This is a genomic window from Sphingopyxis sp. (assembly GCF_050916055.1).
Classification (GTDB): domain Bacteria; phylum Pseudomonadota; class Alphaproteobacteria; order Sphingomonadales; family Sphingomonadaceae; genus Sphingopyxis.
On the sequence record NZ_CP051527.1, the window covers coordinates 3,597,915 to 3,624,167 of the forward strand.

General features: G+C 67.8%; 23 protein-coding genes. 9 read left to right on the forward strand and 14 right to left on the reverse strand.

Features of this window, described 5'->3' with window-relative positions; translation table 11 throughout:
• Positions 1–6: 6 nt before the first annotated feature.
• From hemH to HEQ22_RS17605, 5 genes are read right to left on the reverse strand one after another with little or no spacing between them, the layout of a single operon-like run.
• Positions 7–1,002: a ferrochelatase gene (hemH, locus tag HEQ22_RS17585; protein WP_432770904.1), complete on the reverse strand. Its 996-nt coding sequence runs from the start codon at positions 1,000–1,002 to the stop codon at positions 7–9.
• A complete protein-coding gene (locus HEQ22_RS17590) occupies positions 1,002–3,290 on the reverse strand; it encodes a xanthine dehydrogenase family protein molybdopterin-binding subunit (RefSeq protein WP_432769120.1) in 2,289 nt (762 codons plus the stop codon). The genes hemH and HEQ22_RS17590 overlap by 1 nt, the downstream gene beginning before the upstream one ends.
• A 47-nt stretch (positions 3,291–3,337) precedes the next feature.
• Positions 3,338–3,940 (reverse strand): hypothetical protein, encoded by a 603-nt coding sequence (locus HEQ22_RS17595; protein ID WP_432769121.1) that lies wholly within the window; start codon positions 3,938–3,940, stop codon positions 3,338–3,340.
• Positions 3,937–4,359 carry a CoA-binding protein gene (locus HEQ22_RS17600; RefSeq protein WP_432769122.1) on the reverse strand — a complete coding sequence of 141 codons (423 nt, stop codon included), beginning with the start codon at positions 4,357–4,359 and terminating at the stop codon, positions 3,937–3,939. Before HEQ22_RS17600 ends, HEQ22_RS17595 begins: the two co-directional genes overlap by 4 nt.
• Positions 4,360–4,361: 2 nt before the next feature.
• Positions 4,362–5,342 carry an Mrp/NBP35 family ATP-binding protein gene (locus HEQ22_RS17605; protein ID WP_432769123.1) on the reverse strand — a complete coding sequence of 327 codons (981 nt, stop codon included), beginning with the start codon at positions 5,340–5,342 and terminating at the stop codon, positions 4,362–4,364.
• 90 nt (positions 5,343–5,432) lie between these two features.
• Here HEQ22_RS17605 and hflK point away from each other — a divergent pair, with 90 nt between their 5' ends.
• From hflK to HEQ22_RS17620, 3 genes are all read left to right on the forward strand, one after another.
• On the forward strand, positions 5,433–6,599 hold the full coding sequence (gene hflK / locus HEQ22_RS17610) for a protease modulator HflK (RefSeq protein WP_432769124.1): 1,167 nt from the start codon (positions 5,433–5,435) through the stop codon (positions 6,597–6,599).
• Complete coding sequence (gene hflC / locus HEQ22_RS17615; protein WP_432769125.1) at positions 6,599–7,450, forward strand: protease modulator HflC; 852 nt, start codon at positions 6,599–6,601, stop codon at positions 7,448–7,450. The genes hflK and hflC overlap by 1 nt, the downstream gene beginning before the upstream one ends.
• 131 nt (positions 7,451–7,581) lie before the next feature.
• Positions 7,582–9,078 carry a trypsin-like peptidase domain-containing protein gene (locus HEQ22_RS17620; protein WP_432769126.1) on the forward strand — a complete coding sequence of 499 codons (1,497 nt, stop codon included), beginning with the start codon at positions 7,582–7,584 and terminating at the stop codon, positions 9,076–9,078.
• A 93-nt stretch (positions 9,079–9,171) separates the two neighbouring features.
• Here HEQ22_RS17620 and HEQ22_RS17625 read toward each other — a convergent pair whose 3' ends face one another.
• The 4 genes from HEQ22_RS17625 to HEQ22_RS17640 all read right to left on the reverse strand — a co-directional run bounded on the left by HEQ22_RS17625 (position 9,172) and on the right by HEQ22_RS17640 (position 12,043).
• Positions 9,172–9,876, reverse strand: a complete 705-nt coding sequence (locus tag HEQ22_RS17625) for an RlmE family RNA methyltransferase (RefSeq protein ID WP_432769127.1) — start codon at positions 9,874–9,876, stop codon at positions 9,172–9,174.
• Positions 9,873–10,967, reverse strand: coding sequence for a Ppx/GppA family phosphatase (locus tag HEQ22_RS17630; protein ID WP_432769128.1), 1,095 nt, complete (start codon positions 10,965–10,967; stop codon positions 9,873–9,875). The genes HEQ22_RS17625 and HEQ22_RS17630 overlap by 4 nt, the downstream gene beginning before the upstream one ends.
• 160 nt (positions 10,968–11,127) lie before the next feature.
• The gene (locus HEQ22_RS17635) at positions 11,128–11,466 is read right to left on the reverse strand and encodes a hypothetical protein (protein WP_432769129.1); all 339 of its coding nucleotides are present in this window, start codon (positions 11,464–11,466) and stop codon (positions 11,128–11,130) included.
• Positions 11,467–11,647: 181 nt separating this feature from the next.
• Entirely contained in the window at positions 11,648–12,043 is a 396-nt protein-coding gene (locus HEQ22_RS17640) for a glycine zipper 2TM domain-containing protein (protein ID WP_432769130.1), read from the reverse strand.
• A gap of 162 nt (positions 12,044–12,205) precedes the next feature.
• Here HEQ22_RS17640 and HEQ22_RS17645 point away from each other — a divergent pair, with 162 nt between their 5' ends.
• Positions 12,206–13,204 (forward strand): esterase-like activity of phytase family protein, encoded by a 999-nt coding sequence (locus HEQ22_RS17645; RefSeq protein ID WP_432769131.1) that lies wholly within the window; start codon positions 12,206–12,208, stop codon positions 13,202–13,204.
• A 38-nt stretch (positions 13,205–13,242) separates the two neighbouring features.
• On the opposite strand, the gene rpmB is transcribed toward HEQ22_RS17645, so the two are convergent.
• Complete coding sequence (gene rpmB, locus HEQ22_RS17650) at positions 13,243–13,536, reverse strand: 50S ribosomal protein L28 (RefSeq protein ID WP_432769132.1); 294 nt, start codon at positions 13,534–13,536, stop codon at positions 13,243–13,245.
• Positions 13,537–13,678: 142 nt separating this feature from the next.
• Here rpmB and tadA point away from each other — a divergent pair, with 142 nt between their 5' ends.
• Positions 13,679–14,134 carry a tRNA adenosine(34) deaminase TadA gene (gene tadA, locus HEQ22_RS17655; RefSeq protein ID WP_432769133.1) on the forward strand — a complete coding sequence of 152 codons (456 nt, stop codon included), beginning with the start codon at positions 13,679–13,681 and terminating at the stop codon, positions 14,132–14,134.
• 275 nt (positions 14,135–14,409) lie between these two features.
• Positions 14,410–15,783 carry a M20/M25/M40 family metallo-hydrolase gene (locus HEQ22_RS17660; RefSeq protein ID WP_432769134.1) on the forward strand — a complete coding sequence of 458 codons (1,374 nt, stop codon included), beginning with the start codon at positions 14,410–14,412 and terminating at the stop codon, positions 15,781–15,783.
• Positions 15,784–15,907: 124 nt separating this feature from the next.
• On the opposite strand, the gene HEQ22_RS17665 is transcribed toward HEQ22_RS17660, so the two are convergent.
• Entirely contained in the window at positions 15,908–16,498 is a 591-nt protein-coding gene (locus tag HEQ22_RS17665) for a TetR/AcrR family transcriptional regulator (protein WP_432769135.1), read from the reverse strand.
• Between the two features lie 33 nt (positions 16,499–16,531).
• On the opposite strand from HEQ22_RS17665, the gene HEQ22_RS17670 reads away from it, so the two are divergent.
• From HEQ22_RS17670 to HEQ22_RS17680, 3 genes are all read left to right on the forward strand, one after another.
• Positions 16,532–17,698 carry an aromatic ring-hydroxylating oxygenase subunit alpha gene (locus tag HEQ22_RS17670; RefSeq protein ID WP_432769136.1) on the forward strand — a complete coding sequence of 389 codons (1,167 nt, stop codon included), beginning with the start codon at positions 16,532–16,534 and terminating at the stop codon, positions 17,696–17,698.
• Positions 17,699–17,769: 71 nt separating this feature from the next.
• On the forward strand, positions 17,770–18,984 hold the full coding sequence (locus tag HEQ22_RS17675; RefSeq protein WP_432769137.1) for an FAD-dependent oxidoreductase: 1,215 nt from the start codon (positions 17,770–17,772) through the stop codon (positions 18,982–18,984).
• Positions 18,981–20,585, forward strand: coding sequence for a phytoene desaturase family protein (locus HEQ22_RS17680; RefSeq protein WP_432769138.1), 1,605 nt, complete (start codon positions 18,981–18,983; stop codon positions 20,583–20,585). Before HEQ22_RS17675 ends, HEQ22_RS17680 begins: the two co-directional genes overlap by 4 nt.
• On the opposite strand, the gene HEQ22_RS17685 is transcribed toward HEQ22_RS17680, so the two are convergent.
• The 3 genes from HEQ22_RS17685 to HEQ22_RS17695 form a co-directional block, all read right to left on the reverse strand.
• Complete coding sequence (locus HEQ22_RS17685) at positions 20,547–21,893, reverse strand: APC family permease (RefSeq protein ID WP_432769139.1); 1,347 nt, start codon at positions 21,891–21,893, stop codon at positions 20,547–20,549. The two genes, HEQ22_RS17680 and HEQ22_RS17685, sit on opposite strands and share 39 nt — an antisense overlap.
• A 4-nt stretch (positions 21,894–21,897) precedes the next feature.
• Positions 21,898–24,285: a TonB-dependent receptor gene (locus HEQ22_RS17690; RefSeq protein WP_432769140.1), complete on the reverse strand. Its 2,388-nt coding sequence runs from the start codon at positions 24,283–24,285 to the stop codon at positions 21,898–21,900.
• 142 nt (positions 24,286–24,427) lie between these two features.
• On the reverse strand, positions 24,428–26,242 hold the full coding sequence (locus HEQ22_RS17695; RefSeq protein WP_432769141.1) for a sulfotransferase: 1,815 nt from the start codon (positions 26,240–26,242) through the stop codon (positions 24,428–24,430).
• Between the last annotated feature and the right edge of the window lie 11 nt (positions 26,243–26,253).

The window sequence follows — 26,253 nt, forward strand, 5'->3', positions numbered from 1 at the left end:
GGAAAATCAAAGCCATCCGGCGAGTTCGCGGCGCAGCAGCGCGGCGAGCATCGCGGTGCCGGGGGCGCCGTCGTTCAGGCACGGCAGGTAAGCGAAGCGTTGCCCGCCCGCCGCTGTAAATTGTTCCTTACCGCGGATCGCCAGTTCCTCGAGCGTTTCGAGGCAGTCGGCGGCGAAACCGGGGGCGAAGATCGCGACGCTCTCGCCTGCGCGGCCGAGCTCTTCAAGGACCGTGTCGGTCGCGGGTTCGAGCCATTTGGCGCGGCCGAAGCGCGACTGAAACGCAACCTCGACCGGACGGCCGAGCGCTTCGGACAGCAACCGCGCCGTCTTGCGGCACTGGCAATGATAGGGGTCGCCCAGCTGCAACGTGCGCTCGGGCATGCCGTGAAAGCTTGCGAGCAGGACGTCGGGCGCGAATTCGAGCCCCGCGAGCCCCGCTTCCACCGCCGCTTTTAACGCGTCGATGTAAAGCGGGTCGTCGGCATAGGGGGGCAGCGTCCGCAGCGCCGGCTGCCAGCGCAGCGACGCCAGATGCGCGCCGACCGCATCGGTGACCGTAGCCGTCGTCGCGGCGCAATATTGCGGATAGAGCGGCGCGATCAGGATGCGGCGGCATCCCGCCGCCATCAGCGCGTCGATCGCCGGGCCGATCGCCGGCTTGCCGTATCGCATCGCATAGGCGACCTGCGCGGTGTCCCCGAACGCCGCCTGCATCGCCGCGGCCTGGCGCTGGGTGATCGTGGCGAGCGGCGACCCCGCGTCGGTCCACACCTGCGCATAGGCATGGGCGGATTTTTTCGGCCGCGTCGTCAGGATGATGCCGCGCAGGATCGGCTGCCACAGGATCTGCGGAATCTCGACGACACGGCGGTCGGACAGGAATTCGGCGAGGTAGCGGCGCACCGACGTCGCATCGGGCGCGTCGGGAGTGCCGAGGTTGACGAGCAGCACCCCGATGCGCGGCGCGGCGACCGGCGGATGATCGGGCGGCACCGTCATCATAGCGGATCGCCCGACAGCGGGATGCGGCGGATGCGGCGGCCGGTCGCGGCGAACATTGCATTGGCGATCGCGGGGGCGACGGCGGGGACGCCGATTTCGCCGAGCCCGCCGGGGTCGCGGTCGCTGTCGACGAACTCGACCAGGATGCGCGGGCATTGCGCGAGGCGCGGCAGGCCGAGCTGGCCGAGCTTGCGCGCGGTCGCGACGCCGCCGTCATAATCGGTCGTCGCGCCGACCGCGGCGGCCAGCCCGAAGATCAGCCCACCCTCGACCTGCTGCCGCGCGATCGCCGGATTGACGAGGCGCCCGGCATCGACGACCGCGATTAGCTGCTCGACCTGCAAGCCCTTGTCGCTCGGCCGCGCGGTCGCCATCAGCGCGATGTGGCTGCCGCGCATCGAATGGCACGCCAGCCCCTGTGCGCTTCCCGACAAGCCGCCCTCCCAGCCGCCGAGGCTGGTCGCGGTGAGCAGGCAGCGCGCGAGCAGCGGCGCGTCGCCGAGCATCGCCATGCGATAGGACAGCGCGTCGGACCCGGCGCGGGTCGCCAGCTCGTCGATGAAGCATTCGGTGAAAAAGGCGGTGTAGCTGTCGGCATTGCCGCGCCAGCGCCCGGTCGGCAGCCCGATGTCGGCGGGGCAATGATCGACCGCGCTGTGCGGAATGGCATAGCGCGTCGCGGCGCCCTCGACCGCCGCGGCGTCGGATTTGCCGACCGCGGCGCGCTGCGCGGCGTCGGCCGTAGCGCCGCCAAACAGGCGGTCGCGCACCTCGTGGTTCGTCGGCGGCACCGCGATGCGGGTAACCAGCGCGTCGATCCCGCCCGCGACGTTGAGCGTCGCGGTCAGCCGCGCCCGCGCCGGCGCGCGCGGCGGCAGGCGCATGATCTCCTCGGCGCGCGACCAGGCGAGCTGGACCGGGCGCTTCACCTGCCGCGCGATGATCGCCGCCTGCACCGCGACGCTATGGTCCAGGCAGGCGTCGAACGATCCCCCGGCCATCATCGGGAACAGTGTGACCTGGCCCGGCGCCAGCCCGGTCGCCGCCGCCACCGCATCGCGGCACTGCGCCGGCGCCTGCGTCGCGACCCACACGCGCAGCCGCTCGCCGTCGATCGCGGCGGTCGCGGTGCGCGTCTCGATCGCCGCGTGCAGCGCCGGGGCGACGGCATAATCGGCGGTCACCTGCGCGCGCCCCGCCATCGCTTCGGCGACCTCGCCGCGCTCTGCGATGCGATAGCCTTCGCCGTTCAGCGCCGTTTTCAGCGCCGCGTCGATCCGCGCGATCGAGATCGGCTCCCCTGCGGTTTCGAACACCGGCGCAAAGCGGTCGAGGGCGCGATTGGCCGCCCACCAGTTGCGTGCGACCGCCGCGACCCAGCGGTCGTTGTGGACGACATGGAGTAGGCCCGGCGCAGCGAGCCCCGCCTTGCGATCGATGCTTTTCAGCCGCGTCGCGCCCAGCGGCCCCTGGCGGATCGCCGCGAACACCATGTCGGGCAGGCGGATGTCGCCTGCGAAATTGGCCGATCCATCGACCTTGGCCGGCAGGTCGAGCCGCGTCAGTTCCTTGCCATAGAGCGGGTCGGCGCTCGAGGCGCGATAGACCGGCACGGCGGGCGGTTCGAGCAGCGCCGCGGCGGCGGCAAGCTCGCCAAAACTCAGCTTGCGATTGCCCAGGGTGACGAAACCGTCCTGCGTGTCGCATTCTTCCCAGTCGGCGTCCCAGCGCCGCGCCGCCGCCATCATCAGCAGCGCGCGCGCCTGCGCCGCCGCGGCGCGGCACGGTCCTTCGAACATCCGCACCGACGAACTGTTCGCGGTCAGCATCACCGCGTGGCGCACCGCCCATTCGCGGCGCGCCCAGCTACGCACGTCGGCGACGAAGTCGGGCACCCCGGCGCGCGGGGTGAACACCGCGCTATCGTCGTCGACCAGCAGCGTGTTGGTATAGAGCGGGCTGATCGGCGCGGTCTCGACCGCGATCGTCCGCCAGTCGGCGCCCAGCTCGTCGGCCATGATCTGGGGGAGCAGGGTGGTGACGCCCTGGCCCATCTCGCACTGCGGCACGACGGCGCTGATATGCCCGTCGTCGCCGATCTTCAAAAAGGCGTTGAAGACATGCTCGTCGGGCGCGGCGGCGAGGTTCGGCTGATAGTCGCGCGGCCACAGGTTCCACGCGATCGCCAGCCCGCCTGCCGCCGTGGCGCCGACCAGCAGCGTCCGGCGGCCGACCTGCGGCAGGCGCGATTTTTTCGTGTCGATCGTGTCGCGAATGCCCGCCATCGCCGACGCTGATAAGCGGGGCGGGGAGGCGAGGCAAAGGCTTTCGGTTACCAGCCCCAGGGCGCGGGCGGCTCGCTGACCGGGCGGTCCCAGGCAAAGGCGACGCGGAAATCGCGCCCCGCGCGAGTCAGTTCATAGGTAAAGCCGAGCGGCGTCGCCTCGATCGCCCAGACGTTCGTCGTCGAGGCGGCAAGGTCGTTGGCGCGGAACATCGCGATCGATTCGGCGTCGACCGGAAAGCTCTGCCGCGTCGCGGTGCCGGCGTCGGCGGTGTCGCCACCGTACAGCGTGACCTTGTCCGCCTCGCCGTCCTTGTGGCGGTGATCGTGCTTCAGGCGCAGGCCGCCCGCGGTGCGGCTGACGATCCAGGTGCGCGAGCGGTCCCAGTCGCCGGGAGCGGTTTCGATGTGAAAGGGGATTTCGATGCGGTCGGCGGTGCAGGTGCGGACGTGCATGACCATCGGCTTGCCGCGCATCTCGGCATCGGCAGGCTGGTCGCTGACCATCTCGCCGGCATAGGCCTGGCCGCAGCGCGCGGTGAGCGCGGCAAAAAAGGCGCCCTGCGGGTCGGCCTGCGGGTCGGGGGGGACCGGCGTCGCGGCGCAGCCCGCGAGCGTCACCGCGGCGACCAGCGTCAGCGCGGCCTTCAACGCAGCAGCCCCAGCCGCGGAATCTCGACCTTGGGACAGCGGTCCATCACCACCACCAGCCCCGCGGCGTCGGCGCGCGCCGCGGCGGCTTCGTCGATCACCCCGATCTGCATCCACACCGCCTTCGCGCCATGGACGATCGCTTCGTCGATCGCGGCGCCGGCTTCGTCGCTGTTGCGAAAAATATCGACGATCTCGGCGGCGGGCTCGACATCGGCAAGGGTGGCGACGACGGGGGCACCATGGATCGTCTTGCCGGCATGACCGGGGTTGACGGCGATCACGTCATGGCCCTGCGCGATCAGGAAGGCGAGCACGCCGTTCGAGGCGCGCGCCGGGTTGGGCGAGGCGCCGACCACCGCGATGCGGCGCGGGGTGCCGAGCAGGTCCCGAATTTCGGCTTCGTCGTTGATCGCCATGGTCAGCTTTCCTTGTTGCGGGCGTGCAGCCAGTCGGCGACCTTCGCCGCTATCGCGTGGAACGGTTCGCCGGCGGGGTCGGTTCCGGCGGCGGGCGGCACCCCGCCGTCGCTGGCGAGGCGGATGCCCATCGACAGCGGGACGCGGCCGAGGAAATCGAGCCCCATCACCTTCGCCGCCGCCTCGGCGCCGCCGCTGCCGAACGGGTCGCTGATCTCGCCGCAATGCGGACAGGCGTAGCCTGCCATATTTTCGACCAGCCCGATGATCGGCACCTCGGCCTGTTCGAACAGGCTGATCGCGCGCGTCGCGTCCATCAGCGCCAGGTCCTGCGGGGTCGACACGATCACCGCGCCCGCCGGCTTGTGGCGCTGGATCATCGTCAGCTGGACGTCGCCGGTGCCGGGTGGCAGGTCGACGACCAGCGTGTCGATGGCGCCCCAGCGCGCGTCGATAAGCTGTTCCAGCGCCTTGCCCGCCATCGGGCCGCGCCATGCGATCGCCTGCCCCGGCGCCGCGATCTGTCCGGTCGACAGCATCGGCACGCCATAGGCGTTGGGCACTGGAACCAGCTTCGATCCTTGCGATTCGGGTTTCACATCCTCGCTGTCCATCAGCCGCGGCTGCGAAGGCCCATAGATATCGGCGTCGACCAGCCCAACCTTCACGCCCAGCCGGTGGAGCGCGACCGCAAGGTTGGCGGCGAGCGTCGATTTGCCGACCCCGCCTTTGCCGCTGCCGACCGCGACGATCGTCATCACGCGCTTCTCGGCGGTCATCGCCACCCGCACCGCGGCGACCCCGGGCCGTGCGAGCAGCCCGGCGCGCAGCTTGTCTTCGAGCGGTTTGCGGTCGTCTTCGGCGAGCCCGGTGACGTCGAGGACGATCGCAAGCGTGCCCTGATCGTCGAGGAAGCGCAGGCCCGAGGTGCGGCCGCCGCTGAGGTCGGTGGCGATGCTGGCGAGGGGGGCGGTGTCGGTCATCGCTGCGGGAGATAGGCATGGCGCGGGCGAAAGCCAGCCATTTTCGCTTGCCCCCCTGTTAATCGCCCGCGCCGACCCTATAAAAGCGTTATGAACGACAAAATCGACGGCAGCATGGGACGCCGCACCCCCCGGGGATTGCGGCAATTTTTCAAGGCGGTCAGCCTGATGGCAAACAGCCCGTGGGGCAGCGGTCCCAAGGACGACAAGGGTGGCAGCGGCGGCAACGGGCAAAAGCCCGGTCCGCGCAACCCGTGGGTCACCCCCGATCCCGCCGATACCGGGCGCGGCCGCGCGCCGCGCGGCCCGTCGGCGCTCGACGAACTGCTCCGCAAGGGGCGCGGCGGCTTTGGCGGCGGCGGCTCGGGTGGCGGTGGCGGCGGCGGGTTCGACCTCGCCGATTCGGCGCGCTTCTGGAAATGGGGCGTGCTCGGGCTCGTTGTCGCCTGGCTCGCCTTTTCGTCCTTCCACATCGTGCCGCCCGAAAAGGAAGGCGTCGTCACCCGCCTCGGCAGCTATGCGCGCACCGTCGGACCCGGCATCAAATGGACCTTCCCCGCCCCGATCGAGCGGGTGCGGCTCGAAGACGTCCGCGCGATCCGCACGATGGCGATCGGATCGCCCAATGCGACCGACGAGAATTTCGTCCTGACCCGCGACCAGAGCCTCGTCGATCTCGCCTATGAAGTGCGCTGGTCGGTGCGCGACCCCGAACTCTTCTTTTTCCAGCTCGCCGATCCCGAAGGCACGATCCGCGAAGTCGGTGAAAGCGCGATGCGCGCGACGGTCGCCAATTTCGACCTTGTCCAGGCGATCGGTCCGGGGCGCGTCGAGATCGAGGCGCAGGTGCAACAGCGGATGCAGGCGTTGCTCGACCAGTATCGCGCCGGGGTGTCGATCCAGGGCATCGCGATCCGCCAGGCCGATCCGCCGAGCCAGGTCGACGAGGCGTTCAAGGAAGTCACCGCGGCGCGCCAGCAGCGCGAATCGTCGATCAACCGCGCCCGCGCCTACGAACAACAGGTGCTCGAACGCGCCCGCGGCGACACCTCGGCGTTCGAACAGATTTATGCGCAATACCGGCTCGCGCCCGAAGTGACGCGCCAGCGCCTTTATTATGAAACGATGGAAAATGTGCTGTCCAATGTCGACAAGACGATCGTCGAGCCGAGCGGCGTGACGACCTATCTGCCGCTCAGCGAAGTCCAGCGCCGGGCGCCCGCCGCGCCCGAAGCCGCGACGAAGGGAGGCCAGTGATGTTCGAAGGTCTGGTAAAGAGTCCGATGCGGCTGCTCATCGGCGTTCTCGTCGTCCTGTTCATCCTGTCGCAGACGCTCGCCATCGTCCCCGAGGACAAGCAGGCGCTCGTCCTGCGCTTCGGTGAGATCGAGGGCACCAAAAATATCTATCGGCCCGGCGAACAGTTCGGCGAATCGGGGGCGGGCCTGCTCGTCCGCGTACCCTTCACCGACGGATTGCAACTGATCGACAAACGCGTCCTCGGCATCAACATGGAACGCCAGCAGGTCCTGTCGACCGATCAGCAGCGGCTGCAGGTCGATGCCTTCGCGCGCTTCCGCATCACCAATCCGGTGCGCATGTACACCGCGATCCGCACCGAGGAGCGTTTGCAGCAACAGCTGTCGACGATCCTCGGCTCGTCGCTGCGCAACGAGCTGGGCAAGCGCACCTTCGCGACCCTGCTGTCGCCCGAGCGCGGCGCGGTGATGGACAATATCCAGGTCGCGCTCAACCGCGAGGCGCAGAAATATGGCGCCGAAGTCATCGACGTGCGGATCAAACGCGCCGACCTGCCCGAAGGCGCGACGCTCGAGGCCGCCTACAACCGCATGCGCACCGCGCGCGAGCAGGAAGCGATCACGATCCGCGCCGAGGGCGACAAGGAAGCGCAGATCATTCGCGGTAACGCCGACGGCGAGGCGGCGCGCATCTATGCGGCCAGCTTCGGCAAGGATCCCGAATTCTATGACTTCTACCGCGCGATGCAAAGCTATCGGCAGACCTTCCTGGGCGAAAACAACCAGGGCGGGACGTCGATCATCCTGTCGCCCGAGAATGAATATCTGCGCCGGTTCCGCGGCAACTGATCGCCGCGGCCGGACGGCGCATGAACGAGCGATGCAACCCTTGTTCATGTTCAATCGTCGTTCAGCCGCGCCCACGCAGACAGCAGCCGCCGGGGCCGTGAATTTTTCGTAAGTGAAAAGGAATTTCGATCGTGCGTTATGTATATGGCATCACTTCGGCACTGCTGGCGGGTGGCACGGCGCTGGCGCTGGTCACCCAGTCTCCCGTCGGCGCGCAGGTCGCGCAGAATGAAAAGAGCGAAATCGCCAAGGTCGTCCCGCGCTCGGGCGCGCCTGAAAGCTTTGCCGACCTCGTCGAACAGCTCCAGCCCGCGGTGGTCAACATCTCGACCAAGCAGGAGGTCACGCTTGGCGTCCGGCTCAATCCCTTCGCCGGGACGCGTGAACCGATCACCCAGGAACAGCAGGGCGGCGGCTCGGGCTTCCTGATCTCGGCCGACGGCTATATCGTTACCAACAACCACGTCATCTCCGGCGGCCCGCGCGGGGAAGAGGTGAGCGAGGTCACGGTGACGCTGACCAACCAGAAGGAATATCGCGCCAAGATCGTTGGCCGCGACGCCGCGTCGGATCTCGCGCTGCTCAAGATCGAGGCGACCGGCCTGCCGTTCGTGCGCTTCGCCGACGGCAGCACGGCGCGCGTCGGCGACTGGGTGATCGCGATCGGCAACCCGCTCGGCCTCGGCTCGACGGTGACCGCGGGCATCATCTCGGCGGTCCAGCGCAACATCGGCCAGGGCGGCGCCTATGACCGCTATATCCAGACCGATACCGCGATCAACCGCGGCAACTCGGGCGGTCCGCTGTTCGACCTCGAAGGCAATGTCGTCGGCATCAACAACATGCTGATCTCGCCGGTCGGCGCCAACATCGGCGTCAATTTCGCCATTCCGGCCGATGCGGCGATCCCGGTGATCGACGCGTTGCGCGCCGGCGAGACGGTCCAGCGCGGCTATCTCGGCATCGGTATCGCGCCGGTGACCGAAGATTTCGCCGCCGCGCTCGGCCTGCCCAAGGATCGCGGCGAATTCATCCAGCGCGTCGAACCCGATCAGGCCGGCGAGAAGGCCGGGCTGAAGCGCGGCGACGTGGTGACCAAGGTCAATGGCAAGGACGTCACCCCGCAGCAGACGCTGTCCTACATCGTCGCGAACACCAAGCCCGGCACCCGCATCCCGCTGGAAATCGTCCGCGACGGCAAGACGATGACGATCCAGGCTGTCGTCGGCACGCGCCCGCCCGAAAGCGAGCTCACCGGATCGAACTTCGATCCCGAAGAGGAACAGGCGGTCCCCGAGGATCCGAGCGGCGCCGCCGACAAGGCGATCCAGGACAACCTCGGCCTCGCGGTGCAGGTGCTCACCCCCGACATCGCGCGCGCGATCGGGGTCGAGACGACGACCAAGGGGCTGGTGATCGGCGCCGCGGGCGCGAACAGCGACGCAGGGCGCAAGGGCCTGCGCCGCGGCGACGTGATCCTCAGCGCCAACCGCACCCCGGTGGCGACGAGCGATGCGCTCGCCAAGATCCTCACCGACGCCAAGGCGGCGGGGCGCGACGCGGTGCTGCTCGAAATCCTGCGCCGCGGCGGGCCGTCGGCCTTCATCGCGATCCGCTTGCAGAAGTGACCCGGCCGCGCCCGCTCCGCAAGGGGCGGGCGTCGCCAAAAAAAGGCGCCGCGACCAGCTGGTCCGGCGCCTTTTATTGTCCGGCCAGCGGTATCATTCGTCCGCGCTACGCCCCTTGAACCCCTGCGCGACGACATATAGCTCGGGCGATCCCTTGCGGCTCGCGGGCGGCTTGGCGTGCTTGACGGTGGTGAAATGGCGCTTGAGCAGGGTCAGCAGTTCGCGATCGGCGCCGCCGGCGAACACCTTGGCGACGAACGCGCCGCCGGGCTGCAGCGTCTGGACCGCGAAATCCGCGGCGGTCTCGGCCAGCCCGATGGTGCGCAGATGGTCGGTTTGCGGGTGGCCGACAGTGTTCGCCGCCATGTCCGAAATCACCAGGTCGGGGGCGCTGCCCAGCGCCTCGATCAGCGCGTCGGGGGCGGCGTCGTCCATGAAATCCATCTCGAGGATCGCAACCCCCTCGATCGGCTCGCACGCGAGCAGGTCGATGCCCGCGACGCGCGCGCGCGGGTTGGTCTTGCGCACCACCTGCGACCAGCCGCCGGGGGTAATCCCCAGATCGACCACGGCGCGCGCCTTTTTGACGAAGGCAAATTTCTCGTCGAGTTCGATCAGCTTGTATGCGGCGCGCGAGCGATAGCCCTCGGCCTGCGCGCGGCGGACATAGGGATCGTTGAGCTGGCGTTGCAGCCAGCGCGTTGACGACGCGGTACGCTTGCGCGCGGTCTTGACCCGCACGTGCAGCCCGCCGCGGCCGCTCGAACCGGCGCCGCCTTTGCCGCTTCCGCCGCTCATTTGCGATACTCGCGGCGGGTCACCGGCACGTCGCGGCCCTGCATCGCCAGCGTCCGCAAGATGCCTTCGCGAATGCCGCGGTCGGCGACCCCGACCCGCGCCGCGGGCCACAGGTCGATGATGCTTTCCAGGATCGCGCAGCCGGCGACGACCAGGTCGGCGCGCTCGCGGCCGATGCACGCGATCTCCGACCGCGCCGCGATGCTCGCCTCGGCCAGCCGGCGGCTGATGTCGCGCATCGCGTCGGCGGGCACCACCAGTCCGTCGACCGCGCGCCGGTCATAGCGGGGCAGGTCGAGGAACACGCTGGCCAGCGTCGTCACCGTGCCGCTGGTGCCGAGCAGGCGCAGCGGTTGTCCGGCAAAGCGCTCGGCGCGCCCGGCAAAGGCGGCAAAGGCATCGCGGGTCACCGCGCGCATATGTGCGTAGCAGGCCTGGCGCGCTTCCAGATTGTCCTCGGGCAGCGGCGCATGTTCGGTCAGCGACACCACCCCCCACGGCACGCTGATCCAGTCGCGGATGGTGACGTCGTGGTCGGACACCTCGACGTGCATCAGCTCGGTCGATCCGCCGCCGATGTCGAAGATCAGCGCCGGCCCGTCACCGGGCTCGATCAGATTGTGGCAGCCGAGGACCGCGAGCCGGGCTTCTTCGGCGGCCGAAATGATGTCGAGGACGATGCCGGTCTCGCGCCGCACCCGCTCGGCGAGTTCGGCGCCATTTGACGCGCGTCGGCACGCTTCGGTGGCGACGGCGCGCGACAGCGAGACGTGGCGGCGGCGCAGCTTGTCGGCGCAGATCGACAGCGCCGCGACGGTGCGGTCCATCGCTGCCTGGCCGATCTTGCCGCTGGCGTGCAGCCCTTCGCCCAGCCGCACGATGCGCGAAAAGGCATCTATGACGACGAGTTCGCCATTTTGCGGGCGGGCGATCAATAGCCGGCAATTGTTGGTGCCAAGGTCGATCGCGGCATAGCTTTTGGGCCGCGTGAAAGGCGTCGGTCGCGGAGTCGGTCCCGCCGGTTTGCGATCACTCGCCGCTGCCGCCCCGGGCCGCGGCGACCGCCCCTGGGGCGCTGCCATTTGCCGCATGGCTATACATACCTGTTTCTCACGCGCCCGAAAACCGGACGTGCACTTGGGATCGAGATTAGGCCTGCGACGAACCGATGGCAACCCCGCCCCGCGTGGCGACGCGATTGGCGGGCCGGGCGCGGCGGCTTTTTTTAGCCCAAACCAATCAACCGCCCGCTCAGCGTTGCTTCTTCGCCATCGTCGCGGTGAAGTCGGGATCCTTGTTCGCCACCCAGTCGACGAATTTGCGCACCGCGGGGTCGGCAAGCAGGCCTTCGACATCCATCCCGTGACGCTGCAATTCGCTGTTGGTGAAACTGGTGATCAGCATTTTCTGGCAAACCGGGTGCATCGGCACGACATCGCGCCCACCGCGGCTCTTGGGCACGGGGTGGTGCCACACGATGGTCTGGCCGGTGGGCCGTCCGCACAGCCAGCAGGGCGGGGCTGCCGCCGGCGCCTCCTCCTCGCGATGGGGCTCTTCATAGGGACCATGTTTCGGATGTTTACGGGCCATGCTGTCACCTGAATTGCCGGCCTGAATCGCCGGACCGTGCGCCGCCCTCCTAGGACGCGGCGGGCCGCATGGCCAGCGTCGGCGGCTGTGCCGCCGCATCGGGTCCAAAAGAAAACCCCGCCCGGCGCAAAGGCCGGACGGGGGCGGAGGTGGGATAATTTATTGGAGGTCGGGTCTGGCCTTAGCGGCAGCCGTCATTCCCCTTGTCGATGGCACGGCCGGCGATCGCGCCGACAGCGCCGCCGATGATCGTGCCGACGGTGCGGTCACCGCGGCCGGCGATTTCGTGGCCGGCCAGGCCACCGGCGATCGCGCCGATGATCGTGCCGCCGGTGCCGTTGTCGCACTGGCGATAATTGCGCTGGTTATACTGACGCTGGTTATAGCGACGGTCCTGGCGATACTCGCGGCGGTCGGCGCGGCGGTCGTAACGACGCTCGTAGCGATCGTTGCGGACCTGATAAGCCGAATAGCCGTTGTTGTTGTAATAGCCGTTCTGCGCGGCGGCGGGGGTTGCCATGCCCAGCGTCGCGGTGGACATCAGGGCGGCGATCGAGAGGGTCACCATCTTTTTCATCGTCGTTCTCCTTCTTTCGTCTTCGGCCCTTCTGGGCTGGGTCGATGAGGATGTTCTGCCCGATTCGCATTGAGCGAAGCCTGAACGCGGCTGTCGGCTGCCGTTCAGCTTCGCGGCGGTTCGCGCTTGCGCCGCGTGCGCCACCCGGCCTATCGCCCCGCGATGCGCCGTCCCCTCCTCGCTGCCTTGATTTTCCTCGCGATCGGGCCGGTCCCCGGTACCTGGCAACGCGTCCCCGGCGAAGATTTCACGCAGCGCGTCGCGGCGCGGCCGCTGCTCCATCCCGGCGCCACGGCGGGGCCGCTGCGTTTCGTGCGCGGCTGGCGGCTGGTCAGCCCGCACACCCGCTTCGGCGGCTTCTCGGGCCTCGCCCGGCTCGGACCCGGTCGCTTTCAGCTGGTCGGTGACAATGGCTATTGGACGCGGCTGACGCTGGCTGACGACGGCACGGTGTCCGACGTACGTGTCGCGCCGCTGCCGACCCCCGACGGCCAGCCGCGCCGCAAGGCGATGATCGACGCCGAGGCGATGGCGGTCGATCCGGCGAGCGGCAAAAGCTGGATCGCGCTCGAGGGGATCGACCAGGTCTGGCGCCTCGACGCGGCGATGACACATATCGAGGCGCGGCGCCGCATGCCCGGCGCGCAGACCTGGCCCGCCAATCGCGGCGCCGAGGCGATGGCACGGCTCGCCGACGGCCGCACGATCGTCTTTTCGGAGGATGCCGACGACGACCCGCGCGGGCGCGAAGCGCTGCTCTTTGCCGGCGATCCCACCGCGTCGGGGCCGCCACCGCAGCGTTTCCTGTATGATTCGGCGGGCAGGGGGCAGGTCAGCGACGCCGCGGCGCTGCCCGACGGGCGCGTGCTGCTCATCCACCGCCGCCTCGGCCTAAATCCGCTGTTCACCACCGAGCTTGCGGTCGTCGATCCCGCCGACATCGCCGCCGGCGCCGTGGTGCGCGCGCAGACGATCGGCCGCGTCCCGCGCCCGCTCGCCGAAAATTACGAAGGCGCCGCGGTCGCGATGGAGGACGGGCGCCTGTTTCTCTGGCTCGTCTCCGACGACAATTTCAACACTTGGCAGCGCAGCCTGCTGGTGCAGTTCGAACTGACCAACCTGCCGCCGCGCCGATCGGACAGCAAAAAGGCCGCGCGGTAGCACCGGCGGCCTTGTCGCTTATCAAAGAGGAAGACGGATCAGGCGGCCTTTTCGGCCAGCTTCTTCGTCACTTCCTTCTTCACCTTGCGCGCCGCAGCCGACAGCTGCTCGTCGCCGGCCTTGACCAGCCAGTTGTCGAGACCGCCATTATGCTCGACCGAGCGCAGGCCGTGGGTCGACACGCGCAGCTTGATGCCCTTGCCGAGCGCGTCCGACAGCAACGTCACATTCTGCAGGTTGGGCAGGAAGGTGCGCTTGGTCTTGTTGTTGGCGTGGCTGACATTGTTGCCGACCATACGACCCTTGCCGGTCAGTTCGCAGATGCGCGACATGATATCTGTCCTCGTTCAAAAAATATCGGTTCGGCGTCCGGGCGCGTCCCGCAAAACGGGAACCATGGCACCGGAGTGAGCCGGGAAAGGCGCGCGCTTATCGGCTTGCCGCAGATTCGTCAAGCGACTAGCGGGAAAAGCGATGCCGCAGTTTCCGCTCCCCGAACCGATGCGCGCCGCGCTGAACCTCGCCAAAGCCGCCGCGGACGCGGGCGAAGTGCCGGTCGGGGCGGTCGTCGTCAAGGCTGGCACGATAATCGGCGCAGGCCATAATCGCCCGCGCGAATCGCACGATCCGACCGCCCACGCCGAAATCGTCGCGATTCGCGCCGCCGCCGCCGCGCTCGGCAACGACCGCCTCGACGGCTGCGACCTCTACGTCACCCTCGAGCCCTGCGCGATGTGCGCCGGCGCGATCGCCCACGCACGCATCGCGCGGCTTTACTACGGCGCCGACGATCCGAAGGGCGGCGCCGTGGTCCACGGCCCGCGCGTTTTCGCGCAACCGACGGTGCACCACCGGCCCGAAGTTTACGACGGGATCGGGGCGGGGGAGGCGGCGGCGCTGCTGCGGGATTTTTTCGCCGCACGGCGTTGAGTGAAGGCGGCTTGGGGTGGGGAGCCGTCATACCATCGGAGAGGCGATCTCCCCTCCCGCCTGCGGGAGGGGCAGCGAGACTTGCGAGCTTGCTCGCTAGTCGCAGCGGGGTGGGCCATCGCACCGTCGCTGCCCACCCCTGACCCCTCCCGCAAGCGGGAGGGGAGATTATGTACGCTACCGGTCGCCAACTGCCGCGCTGCCGGCCCATATCAAAAGCGCGCATGTCTTCGTCCCCTCTTGTGCCGCGCCGCCGACCCGCCATAGTCCCAGCTATGCGCACCCTTACCGCCCCGCTCGCCCTCGCTGCCGCCCTGCTCGCCGCCGCACCCGTCCACGCCAAGCCCGCCGACGCCGAGGCCGCGAAGCAGATATTGAAGGACAGCATCGCGATCCCGACCGTCGAGGGGCGCGGCAAGATGCCCGAACTCGCGGCCTATTACGCCGGGGTGCTCAAAGCAGCGGGCTTTGCCGACGCCGATATCGAAATCACCCCGATGGGCGAAACCGCGACCTTCGCCGCGACGTTGGCCGGGACGACGCAGAAAAAACCGATCGTGCTGCTCGGCCATATGGACGTCGTCGAGGCCGACGCGAAGGACTGGACGCGCGACCCGTTCGTGCCGGTCGAGGAGAACGGCTATATTTTCGGGCGCGGGTCCGAGGATAACAAGTTCGACGTCGCGATGATGGTCGCGACGATGGCGCAGCTCAAGAAGGACGGTTTCAAACCCAATCGCTCGATCATCCTGCTGCTGTCGGGCGACGAGGAAACGCAGATGCTGACGACGCGCGCGCTCGCGGCGAAATATAAGGGCGCCGAATTCGCGCTCAACGGCGACGGCGGCGGCGGGACCATCGGCGAGGACGGCCAGCCGCAATATTACGGGCTGCAGGCGGGCGAAAAAACCTATGCCGACTTCACCCTCGAGGTCACCAACCCCGGCGGCCACAGCTCGCGCCCGTCGCCGGTCAACGCGATCGTCCAGCTGTCGAACGCGCTTGCCAAGGTCGGCGCCTATACATTCGCGGCGCAGCAGAACGAACTGACCAAGGTCGGCATGCCGATCGTCGCCGATCAGGTCGGCGGCAATATGGGCGCCGCGCTCAAGGCGTTCGCCGCCAACCCGGAGGATGAAGCCGCGATCGCCAAGATTCGCGCCGACCCCGAATATGTCGGCCAGATCGGCACCACCTGCGTGCCGACGCTGGTGAAGGGCGGCCACGCCGAAAATGCGCTGCCCCAGCGTGCCACCGCGAATATCAACTGCCGCATCTTTCCCGGCGTCCCCGTCGAAACCGTGCGCGCCGAGCTCGAGCGCGTGATCGCCGACCCCGCGGTCAAGGTGAACCCCGATCCCGACGCCAGCGCCAGCGACGCCTCGCCGCTGCGCCCCGACGTCATGGCGGCGGTGACCAGGGCGGTCCACGCCCGCGCCCCCGGCCTGCCGATCATCCCGTCGATGAGCGCCGGCGCGACCGACAGCTATCATTTCCGCATCCAGGGCGTGCCGAGCTACGGCGTCGCCGGGCTGTTCTCGAAAGCCAGCGACAGCTTCGCGCACGGTCTCAACGAGCGCGTCCCTGTGGCGGCGATCGCCCCCGCGCTCGCGCATTGGGACAGCCTGCTGCGCGATTTGTCGAAGTAGAATGTAATGGGAGACCCCGTGCCCCTGCGAAGGCAGGGGCCCATCTCCGGTTCTTTCGGTTTACGGACGCGGCTGGTTTAACTCTCCACGTCCGGAGATGGGCCCCTGCCTTCGCGGGGTACAGCTAAACCAAAGCGCCAACCGCCCGCTCGACCATCGCCACCGCCGCCTCGGCGCCGAAACTTGCCGCGTCCAGCGACAGTTCCAGCCACAATCCGTCGACCATCGCGGTGAGCAGGATCGCCAGCCGGTCGGCATCGGCGGTGCCACAGGCGGTGAGCAACTCGCCCAGCCGGGCGCGGTAACCCGCGTAACTGTCCGCATGAATCGCCGCCATCCGCGCGTCGCTGCGCGCCAGCGCCCAGAACGCCGTCCATGCCCCCAGCAACTCGGGGTCGGTCACCGGCGGGCGGAAGCTCGCGGTCAGATAGGCCGACAGCCGCGCGCGCGGATCGGCGCCTGCGCCCGCCACCGCCGCGGCAAAGATCGCGTCCATGCGGTCGCTCGTCGCGGCGTATGTCGCCGCCACCAGATCGTCGATGCCCGCGAAATAATGGCGCAAAAGCCCCGGCGACACCCCGGCGCGCGCGCAGATCGCCCGGACGTTCGTGCCCGCCATGCCAACCTCCGCCAGGCACGCTGCGGTTGCCTCGATCAGGGCGGCGCGGCGGGCATCGGCGCTTTCGCGGGTAAAGGCTTGGCGGACGGGCTGCATGTTGTTATACATCTGTATAACAAGGATCGACTCATGGCAACCGCGCCCGCAAGCACATCGAATATCGACCCGCAGGACGGCTGGAGCCTCCCCGCCTGGACGTACAGCGACCCCGACTTTCACGCCGCCGAGAATGAGCGTATTTTCCGCCCCAGCTGGCAAATCGTCTGCCACGACAGCGATATCCCGACCGCGGGAGACTGGCACAGCATCGACTATATCGGCGAAAGCGTCATCGTCGTGCGCGGCGCGGATCGCACCGTCCGTGCCTTCACCAACGTCTGCCGCCACCGCGGTTCGCGTCTCGTCGATGGCGCCGCGGGCTGCGCGAAAAAGCTCGTCTGCCCCTATCACGCCTGGACCTACGACCTCGACGGCCGGCTGACCGGTGTGCCCGATAGTGCCAGCTATCCGACGCTCGACCGGGGCAGGGCGGGGCTCGTCCCGGTCGGGCTCGAACAATGGCGCGGCTTCTGGTTCGTCCGCCTCACCGACGACGGCGGCCCCTCGGTCGCGGCTATGATGGCGCCCTATGAGGAACAGGTTGCCCCCTACCGGTTCGAAGAACTCGGCGCGCTCGGCCGCGTTACGCTGCGCCCGCGCGAGGTGAACTGGAAAAATGTCGGCGACAATTATTCCGACGGCCTCCACATCGCCGTCGCGCACCCCGGCCTGACCCGGCTGTTCGGCAAAAGCTATGGCGTCGAGGCGACGACGCATGTCGACCGCATGTGGGGCGATCTGATCGACCGGCCGTCGGCAAACTGGTCCGAGCGGATGTACCAGCGGCTGTTGCCGCCGGTCCCGCACCTGCCAGCCGACAAGCAGCGCCACTGGCTCTATTTCAAACTGTGGCCCAACGTCGCCTTTGATATCTACCCCGACCAGGTAGATTTCATGCAGTGGCTGCCGACCGGCCCCACCAGCTGCCTGATCCGCGAAATCAGCTACGTCCTGCCCGATGCGCGCCGCGAGATGAAGGCGGCCCGCTACCTCAACTGGCGCATCAACCGCCAGGTCAATGCCGAGGACACGCTGCTGATCACCCGCGTCCAGCAGGGCATGGCGTCGCAAAGCTTCACCATGGGCCCGCTCAGCGACAAGGAAGTGTGCCTCAAGCATTTCTGTGCGCGGATGCGCGATCTGATTCCCGAGGCGCGATCGAAACAGGCGCCGGCGCCGGGCTGGGGCCGGGCGTGAGAATCATGATCCCGTTCGCATCGAGCGAAGTCGAGATGCCCATCGGCAGTGCAATGCGAACGGGGAATGGTATGGCTGATCTACCCATCATCATCGTCGGCGGCGGCCCCGCCGGCATGGTCGCGGGCCTGCTCTTCGCGCGCGCCGGGGTGCCGGTCACCATCCTCGAGAAGCACGCCGATTTCCTGCGCGATTTTCGCGGCGACACCGTCCACCCCTCGACGCTCGAACTGTTCCACGACATCGGGCTGCTCGATGAACTGCTGAACCTGCCGCATGCGAAGGTCGATACGATGACGCTCGACCTGCTCGGCGGGCGCTATACGATCGCATCGCTCAAAAGCCTCCCCGTCGCCGCGCCCTATGTCGCGATGATGCCGCAATGGGACCTGCTCGATTTCATCGCACGGCAGGGAAAGGCCTATCCGATCTTCGACCTGCGCATGTCGACCGAAGCCGCCGCGCCGACATTCGACGCCGCGGGCCGCGTGAACGGCGTGACGCTGACCACGGGCGAAACATTGACTGCGCGCCTCGTGATCGCCGCCGACGGCCGCCGCTCGGTGCTGCGCGACGCCGCCGACCTGCCGCTCGAAGATCTTGGCGCGCCCATGGACGTGCTGTGGTTCCGCATCCCGATGCCCGCCGACGCCCCGACCGACGTGCCGCTCGGCACCATCGCCACGCGCGGCATGGTCGTCGCCATCCCGCGCGGCGATTACTGGCAATGCGCGCGGATCATTGAAAAGGGCGGCTTCCCGGCGATCGAAGCGCGCGGGATCGGCGCCTTCCGCGACGATGTCACCGCGCTCGTCCCCGGCCTCGCTGCGGGCATCGACGCGATCGCCAGCTTCGACGATGTTAAATTGCTCACCGTCGCGCTCGACCGCCTGACGCGCTGGTCGCGCCCGGGCCTGCTCGCGATAGGGGATGCGGCGCATGCGATGTCGCCGGTCGGCGGGGTCGGGATCAATCTGGCGGTGCAGGATGCTGTCGCCGCCGCGAACATCCTCGCCGCGCCGCTCGCGACGGGCGCCGATCCCGACCCACTGCTCCATCACGTGCAGGAGCGCCGCTGGACGCCGACGGTGCGGATGCAGGCGCTGCAACGGTTCGCGCACCGGCGCGTCATCGAACCGATGCTGCGCGGACAGATCAGCCGCGTGCCGCTCGCGATCCGCTTGCTCGACCGTATCCCGCTGCTCCGCCGCATTCCAGGCCGTATTCTTGGCCTCGGCTTCGGCCGCCAACATGTCGAATCCCCGCTTGCGAAAGAATTTTCATGACCAAAACCTATGACGCCCTGATTATCGGCGCCGGCCACAACGGCCTCGTTTGCGCCTTCTATCTCGCCAAGGCGGGGCTGAAGGTCCGCATCGTCGAGGCGCGCGACGTCGTCGGCGGCGCCGCGGTGACTGAGGAATTTGCGCCGGGTTTCCGCAATTCGGTCGCGAGCTACACCGTCAGCCTGCTCCAGCCCAAGGTCATCGCCGACATGAAGCTCGCCGAGCATGGCTATCGCGTCATCGAGCGGCCGATCAGCAATTTCCTGCCGCAGGAAGATGGCGGCTATCTGAAACTCGGCGGCGGGCTCGAACGCACCCAAAAGGAATTTGCCCGCTTCTCCGCCCACGACGCGGCGCGCCTGCCCGAATATTACGACATGCTCGAGGGGGTGGCCGATGTGCTGCGCGACCTTGCATTGAAGTCGCCGCCCAATGTCGGCGACGGCTTCAAGACTTTGGTCGACGCGGCGCGACAGGGGCGGGGGCTGACCAAATTGAGCCTGTCGCAGCAGCGCGATGTGCTCGAATTGTTCACCAAATCGGCACGCACCTTCCTCGACAGCTGGTTCGAAAGCGAAGCGGTGAAGGCGGCCTTCGGCTTCGACGCCGTCGTCGGCAATTACGCCAGCCCCGATACGCCCGGCAGCGCTTACGTCCTCCTCCATCACGTGTTCGGCGAAGTGAACGGCAAGAAGGGCGCGTGGGGCCACAGCATCGGCGGCATGGGCGCGATCACCCAGATGATGGCCAAGGTCTGCACCCAGCTGGGGGTCGAGATCAGCCTCGAAAGCCCCGTCGCGCGGGTACTCGTCGACGGCGGCAAGGCGGTCGGGGTCAAGCTGGCCGGCGGCGAGGAAATCGCCGCCGCTCGCGTCATCGCCAATGTCGGGCCGAAACTGCTCTACGAACGGTTGTTCGACGAAGGCGATATCGCGCCCGAATTCCGCCGCCGGATCAAGGCGTTCAAGGCGGGCAGCGGCACCTTCCGGATGAATGTCGCGCTCAGCGACCTGCCGCGCTTCACCTGCCTTCCCGAACCCGGCGAACATCACCAGTCGGGGATCATCCTCGCCCCGACGCTCGACTATATGGACCGGGCGTTCCTCGATGCGAAGCGATATGGCTGGTCGAAAGCGCCGATCGTCGAAATGCTGATCCCCTCGACCGTCGACGACAGCCTCGCCCCCCCGGGCCAGCATGTCGCCAGCCTGTTCTGCCAGCAATTTGCGCCCGAGCTGCCCGACGGACGCGATTGGGACGCCGAGGAAGACAAGGCCGCCGACTGCATCATCGATACCGTCGAAGCGCACGCCCCCGGTTTCCGCGCCTCGATCGTCGGGCGCCAGATCCTCAGCCCCAAGGGGCTCGAACGCAAATTCGGGCTGGTCGGCGGCGACATCATGCACGGCAATATGAGCCTCGACCAGCTGTGGTCGGCGCGCCCGGTGCTCGGCAACGGCGCCTATCGCGGGCCGCTGAAGGGCCTCTATATGTGCGGCGCCGGCACCCATCCCGGCGGCGGCGTCACCGGCGCGCCGGGGCACAATGCGGCGCAGGTCGTCCTACGCGACCGGGGCCTGTTCGCGCCGCGCTGGCGCTGATCGGCGCGCGAGAAGGTATAGCGGCAGGCCGGCAATGGTCATGGCCAGGCTGTACAGCGTCGGCTCGATCCCGGCGCCGTAAAAGGCCCAGCAGACATAGACGATCCCCGCCAGCGTCAGCACGATGAAACCCGGTGACATCGCGTTGCGCCCGGCGTGGCGGAACTTCAGCGCGGCCAGCGCGCCGACCAGATAAAAAATGATCGTCGTCGATGTCGTCACCAACATCATGAAATTGAACAGTTCGGCCAGCCCGCGGCTGTAGTTGGCGTAGACGATCAGCGTCGCCAGCAGCGCGGACAGCAGCAGGCTCCAATGCGGCACCCCGTTCCGGTTCTCGGCGCCGAAACTAGGCGCGATCAGTCCGCGGCGCGCCAGATCGCGCGGCAGCTCGCCGGCCAGCAGGACGAAGCCGTTGAGGGCGCCAAGCGCGGCGATGGCCGCCAGCACGGCCGCGGCCGCCCCGGCTTCAGGGCCGATGAAATAGGTGAAAAAGGTCGGGAAGGGCGCGATCGACCCGGCGACGACATCCAGCGGGACCAGCATCGTCACGGCGGTGCAGGCTGCCAGATAGAGCAGGCCCGTCGCGATCATGCCGATCGTCGTCGCGCGCGGCACGGTGCGTTCGGGGTCGGCGACCCGGTCGCCTGCCGCCAGCGCGCTTTCGAAGCCGAGCAGCGCGAACAGCGTCAAGGTCGCCGCCTGGCCGATCCCGGCGACGCTGATCGGCTGGGCATCCTGCATCGACGGCAGTGGTTCGGCGCCCGCCGTCAGCCACCAGAGGCCGATGAAGATGGCGCCAAGCAGCAGCAGCAGTTTCAGCGCCAGTGTAATCACCTGCACCCCGCCGGCCTTGCGGACGCCAAGCAGGTTCACGAGCGTGAACAGCCAGACGAAGGCAATGGCGATCAGGGCTGCCGTCGATCCGCCATTGTTCAGCGACGGATAGATGATGGCGAGGTTGCGGACTGCGGCCACCGCGAGCGTGGCGTTGGTCACCCAGCAGCTGATCCAGAAGCTCCAGGCAACGATGAAACCCGTGGCGGGTCCAAAAGCCTCGGCGGCATAGGTATAGGCTCCGCACCCACCCGGCAAATGGCGCGCAAGGCGCGCGAAAACCAGCGCCAGGCACAAGGTTCCGGTGATCGTCACCGTCCAGCCGAGCGCGGCATTCCATCCGAGCGGCGCGAGATCGGTCGGGAGAAGGAACACCCCCGACCCGATCATATTGCCCATGACCAACGCGATGCACATCAAAAGGCCGAGCTTTTGGCCCGGCCTTTCGGTGTTGGTCACGCTGTCCGTCACCCGATCAGAAATCCTTCGCCACCTTGACCCCGATCAGCCGCGGCCGGATGACCGTGTCGTAAAAGACGCCGCCGGTGGCGGTATCGCCGCCGAAATCGCCGCACACGGTCTCGACGCACTGGACGCCCGAATTGATCACGCCGTTGCTGTCGAACAGGTTGGTCGCGAATATTTCGGCGCGCCAGCTGTCGGCGGTGATGCCGAAACTCATGTCGACGGTCGAATAGGATGCGAACTGGCCCTTGATGCCATTTTCCTGGATGCGCAGGTCGCTCCGCCGCTTGCCGACATGGTTTGCGGCGAGCTGGAAATGCCCCTCGTTGCCCATCAGCGGGAATTCGTAGCGCGCGACGATATTGCCCTTGAACTTGGGGGTGACGGGCAGCGCGGTTCCCGCCGGTGCGAGCGGTGCGTTCGCCGATCCGTCGGTCCCCGGCAGCGCGCAATCGAAGGTCGCATTGGCAATACGGCAGAAATCCTCGCGAATTTCGGCGTCATTGTAACTGAAACCGGCGTTGATCGAAAAACCGTCCAGCCGATAGCCGAAATCCATTTCGACGCCGCGGATCCGCGCGACCCCGGCGTTGCGAATTTCGGTCAGGCCGTTGGGGCCGAGGAAGGACAGCTGGATGCCGTTCCAGTCCTCCTGATAGATGGCGCCGTTGAAGCGGATCGGACCGAAGCTGGTCTTCCACCCGAACTCGTAATTGTCGAGCGTATCGGGGCCGTATGGCGCCAAACCGCCACGGCGGTTGATCCCGCCGGGCCGAAAACCGCGCGACCAGGTGCCATAGACCAGCGCATCGTCGCTGATCTTGTAGGTCAGGTTCAGCTTGTGGATGAAGTCGCTGTCCTTGGTCCGCTCGTCGAGGTTGGTGCACGGACTGTTGGGAAGTGCAGCGGGGGCGAAGCAGGCGGCTTCGCCGGTGCGGCTGCTGTACCCCGACGAAAAGCCGAAAAAGCCGATCAGGCTGTTGTCGAATTTATAGACGCGGCCGCCGCCGGTCAGCGTCAGCTTGTCGGTGATATCGAACGACAGCTCGCCGAACGCGGCATAGTCGCGATCGACGCGCTTTTGCTGGGTCAGCCAGATGTTGCTGTCGGTCCCGGTCACCGTGATCGCGTCGGCGATATTGTCGATGATGTAATTCTGTTCGATATTGTGGCTTTGCCGCTGGTAGAACAGGCCGCCGATGAAGCGGATGCGGGCATCGGCGGGCGATGCGACCCGCGCTTCGAAGAAGTTGCGGCGATAGCGATCCTTGCCCTGGATATATTGGTTGGGGCTGACCAGATCGCCGTCATTGTCATAGAAATAGGTGCCGTAACCGGCGATCGCGTCGTAAAAATAGGCGTAGTCCGAATAGTCGCTCTCCGTCTCGGTCTTGCGCCGCAAATGGCCGCCGGTCACGGTCAGGTCCCAGTTGCCCAGCTTGCCCTCGATCGTCAGCGCCGCCTGGATCCACTGATCCTTGGCGCTTTCGGGATTATATTGCACCGTCTGCAGGTCGCTGGTGACCGACGTCGAGCGCTCCTGCGCAAAGCTGCCGTTCGATTTCTGCACCTGCCCCATCACCAGCGGGCGGATCGTCCAGTCATCGTCGAGTTCGATCCCCAGCGCCAGGCGGGCGCCATAGGTGTCGACGCCGTTGTAATCCTTTTCGACCAGATCGGCGTTGCTTTGCGTGATTCCCGACGAGGCATAGGTGCGGCTACCCGCGATATTGTCGATATAACCCGCGTCGCGGCGATACCAGCCGACCAGGCGCAGCGCCGCGCGCTCGCTCAGCGCGGCGTTGACGAAACCTTCGGCGATCCCGCCGACGCCGCCGTGCGCGACGCTGTTGAGCTGCAACCCGACCTGGCCATAGGTGCCGCTGGTGTCGGGCTTGTTGGTGACCAGCTTGAGCGTCCCGGCCATCGAGCTGGCGCCGTATAGCGTCCCCTGCGGTCCGGCGAGCGCCTCGACGCGCGCGAGGTCATAGGTGTGGATGTCGAGAGCGCCCTGGATCGTCGTCACCGGCATTTCGTCGAGATAGGTGCCGACCGTCGGCAGCGACGCCGAATGGTTGGCGTTCTCGCCCGACGAGACGCCGCGGAAATAGACCTGGGCAAAGCCGGGCGCCGCCGACTGGATCGTCACCGAAGGGAGAAATTTGACGACGTCCTGAAACTCGTTGACCTGCAACTGGTCGAGCCGCTCGTTGCCGATCGCGGTGATCGCCAGCGGCACGTCCTGCAGGTTTTCCTCGCGCTTCGACGCGGTGACGACGATGTCGTTGTCGTCCTCGGTGTCGGTCGCCTGCGCCAGCGCCGCGCCCGACGTGCACAGGATCGAGCTGGCGAGCAGCAATCCGCCGCTCCGTGCCACGACCTTCGATAAATTCCGCATGAGACCCCCCTCAAAATGACCGGTTTGTGACGCGAGAATGACGCAGTGCAGCACAAGCGCAAGCATTGTTCGCTGGGCGGGCCGGTCGCTGGTCGAAAATGTCGGGGGCTGTTGCCCAAAGGCAACGAATTTGCTCGCCGGCTCAGCCGTCGTCGGCCGGAGCGTCGGGATAGGCGCTCAGCACCGGCCCCAGCGCGTCTTCCAGCGGCCCCAGCCAGGCCGCATAGGGGCGCCACTGATCGACCCCGTCGCGGTTGATCGGGCGGCGCACCTGCTCGCTCGACGCGGTGCGCACCGCGCGGGCGTTGGCGTGAAACGCCATGCACGCATCCTCGAACGGCAGGTCGAGCCAACCCAGCAGCGCCCGCACCTCGGCCTCGGGGTCGGCGAGCAGCGCTTCGTGGATCACGCGATGGACGCGCCCCGGCTGCACCGCATCGATGTGCGCCATCAGCCGGACATAGTCGCGGTAATAGGCGCCCATGTCGGTCAGGCGATAGCTGAACGCCTGACCCTTCGCGAAATGCTGGCGAAAATTCGAAAAGCAGCAATCGAGCGGGTGCCGCCGCGCGTCGATGATCCGCGCATTCGGCAGGATCATCCGGATCAGCGGCACGTACAGCCAGTTGTTGGGCAGCTTGTCGATATAGAAGGGCTTGGTGGTCTTGCGCTGCACCGCGGTGTCGCGCAGATATTGCGCGCCGAGGTCGGCCAGCTGTTCGGGCGCCGCCGCGGCGAGCGCCTCGACCCAGCGCCGCCCCTCGCCCAGCGCATCGCGCCCCAGGCCGAGCGCGATCGCCGGAATGTCGGGCAGCTCCATCGTGCCTTCGATCGCCGAATGGCTCGCCAATATCTGTTCGACCAGCGTCGATCCGGCGCGCGGCATGCCGAGGATAAAGATCGGGTCGGGCGCGGGGTCGCCCTGGCCCACGCGCTCGGCAAAGAAACCGGGAGTGCAGGTAGCGATCGCGGCATCGACCACGGCGCGGGTATCGGCGGCGTCGTAGCCGAGCTGCTCGGCGCGGATCGCGTTGCCCGCGGCATAATGGCCGAACGACGCCTCCGCCTCGCCGGCATCGTCATACGCCTTGCCGAGCGCGAAATGGAGGTGCAATCGGTCGTCGTCGCGCGCCGCATCGCCGTCGTCGATCGCCGCCAGTGCGGCCGCCATGGCGGCGCGGTCGGCAGCGTCGAAGCGGATCGTCTTCAGATTGGCGAGGCTCCACCAGATTTCGCCGAGCCCCGGCTCGGCCGCCAGCCCGCGACGATAGGCGGCGACGCTGTCGTCCTGCCGCCCGACGGTCTTGAGCATATGGCCATAGCTCATCCACAGCTTGGCATGGGCGGGGAAGCGTTCGGTCAGCGTCGTGTAGAGCGCGATCGCCTCGTCATAGCCGCCGATCCGCCCGAGCGCGGCGGCCTTGAGGTTGGCGTGGGCGGGATTGTCGGGATCGCCCGCCAGCACCGCGTCGAGCGTCGTCGCCGCCTCGGCGAAGCGGTTCTGCTTGTAATAGACGGTGGCCAGATTGGCGCGCGCGGCGCCGAAACCCGGCGCTAGGGCGAGCGCGCGCGACAGCAATTTTTCGGCGTCGCCATAGCGGCCGATCCGCCCCGCCACCTCGGCGAGCATGCGGATCGCCGCGACGTCGGTCGCATCCTCGCGCAGCCGCTGGCGCAGCGCTGCTTCGGCGTCGGGCAACCGGTCGTCGGCAAGCGCCAGCGCCGCCTCGATCATCGCCGGGTCGTGGATCGCTGCGCCGACCGCGGCGAGCGACGCGGCCCCGGCCTCGTCCTCGCGGCCCAGCGCGCGCAGCGCGTGCGCGGCCAGCCGGTGTGCCGCCGCCGAGGTTGGCACGCGCTCGAGAATCGCGCGCGCCTGCGCCAGCGCGGCGCCGGGCTGGTCGGTCAGCAGCTGGTGGGCGTTGGCGAGCGCCTGGTCGTGGGTGACGGTCGCCATGCCGCGCCGCC

Bases quoted from the DNA above. Each gene is read 5' to 3' on its own strand.
- hemH (WP_432770904.1), bottom strand. From the start codon at position 1,002: ATGACGGTGCCGCCCGATCATCCGCCGGTCGCCGCGCCGCGCATCGGG.
- HEQ22_RS17590 (WP_432769120.1), bottom strand. From the start codon at position 3,290: ATGGCGGGCATTCGCGACACGATCGACACGAAAAAATCGCGCCTGCCG.
- HEQ22_RS17600 (WP_432769122.1), bottom strand. From the start codon at position 4,359: ATGGCGATCAACGACGAAGCCGAAATTCGGGACCTGCTCGGCACCCCG.
- HEQ22_RS17605 (WP_432769123.1), bottom strand. From the start codon at position 5,342: ATGACCGACACCGCCCCCCTCGCCAGCATCGCCACCGACCTCAGCGGC.
- hflK (WP_432769124.1), top strand. From the start codon at position 5,433: ATGAACGACAAAATCGACGGCAGCATGGGACGCCGCACCCCCCGGGGA.
- hflC (WP_432769125.1), top strand. From the start codon at position 6,599: ATGTTCGAAGGTCTGGTAAAGAGTCCGATGCGGCTGCTCATCGGCGTT.
- HEQ22_RS17625 (WP_432769127.1), bottom strand. From the start codon at position 9,876: ATGAGCGGCGGAAGCGGCAAAGGCGGCGCCGGTTCGAGCGGCCGCGGC.
- HEQ22_RS17630 (WP_432769128.1), bottom strand. From the start codon at position 10,967: ATGCGGCAAATGGCAGCGCCCCAGGGGCGGTCGCCGCGGCCCGGGGCG.
- HEQ22_RS17635 (WP_432769129.1), bottom strand. From the start codon at position 11,466: ATGGCCCGTAAACATCCGAAACATGGTCCCTATGAAGAGCCCCATCGC.
- HEQ22_RS17640 (WP_432769130.1), bottom strand. From the start codon at position 12,043: ATGAAAAAGATGGTGACCCTCTCGATCGCCGCCCTGATGTCCACCGCG.
- HEQ22_RS17645 (WP_432769131.1), top strand. From the start codon at position 12,206: ATGCGCCGTCCCCTCCTCGCTGCCTTGATTTTCCTCGCGATCGGGCCG.
- rpmB (WP_432769132.1), bottom strand. From the start codon at position 13,536: ATGTCGCGCATCTGCGAACTGACCGGCAAGGGTCGTATGGTCGGCAAC.
- tadA (WP_432769133.1), top strand. From the start codon at position 13,679: ATGCCGCAGTTTCCGCTCCCCGAACCGATGCGCGCCGCGCTGAACCTC.
- HEQ22_RS17660 (WP_432769134.1), top strand. From the start codon at position 14,410: ATGCGCACCCTTACCGCCCCGCTCGCCCTCGCTGCCGCCCTGCTCGCC.
- HEQ22_RS17665 (WP_432769135.1), bottom strand. From the start codon at position 16,498: ATGCAGCCCGTCCGCCAAGCCTTTACCCGCGAAAGCGCCGATGCCCGC.
- HEQ22_RS17670 (WP_432769136.1), top strand. From the start codon at position 16,532: ATGGCAACCGCGCCCGCAAGCACATCGAATATCGACCCGCAGGACGGC.
- HEQ22_RS17675 (WP_432769137.1), top strand. From the start codon at position 17,770: ATGGCTGATCTACCCATCATCATCGTCGGCGGCGGCCCCGCCGGCATG.
- HEQ22_RS17680 (WP_432769138.1), top strand. From the start codon at position 18,981: ATGACCAAAACCTATGACGCCCTGATTATCGGCGCCGGCCACAACGGC.
- HEQ22_RS17690 (WP_432769140.1), bottom strand. From the start codon at position 24,285: ATGCGGAATTTATCGAAGGTCGTGGCACGGAGCGGCGGATTGCTGCTC.
- HEQ22_RS17695 (WP_432769141.1), bottom strand. From the start codon at position 26,242: ATGGCGACCGTCACCCACGACCAGGCGCTCGCCAACGCCCACCAGCTG.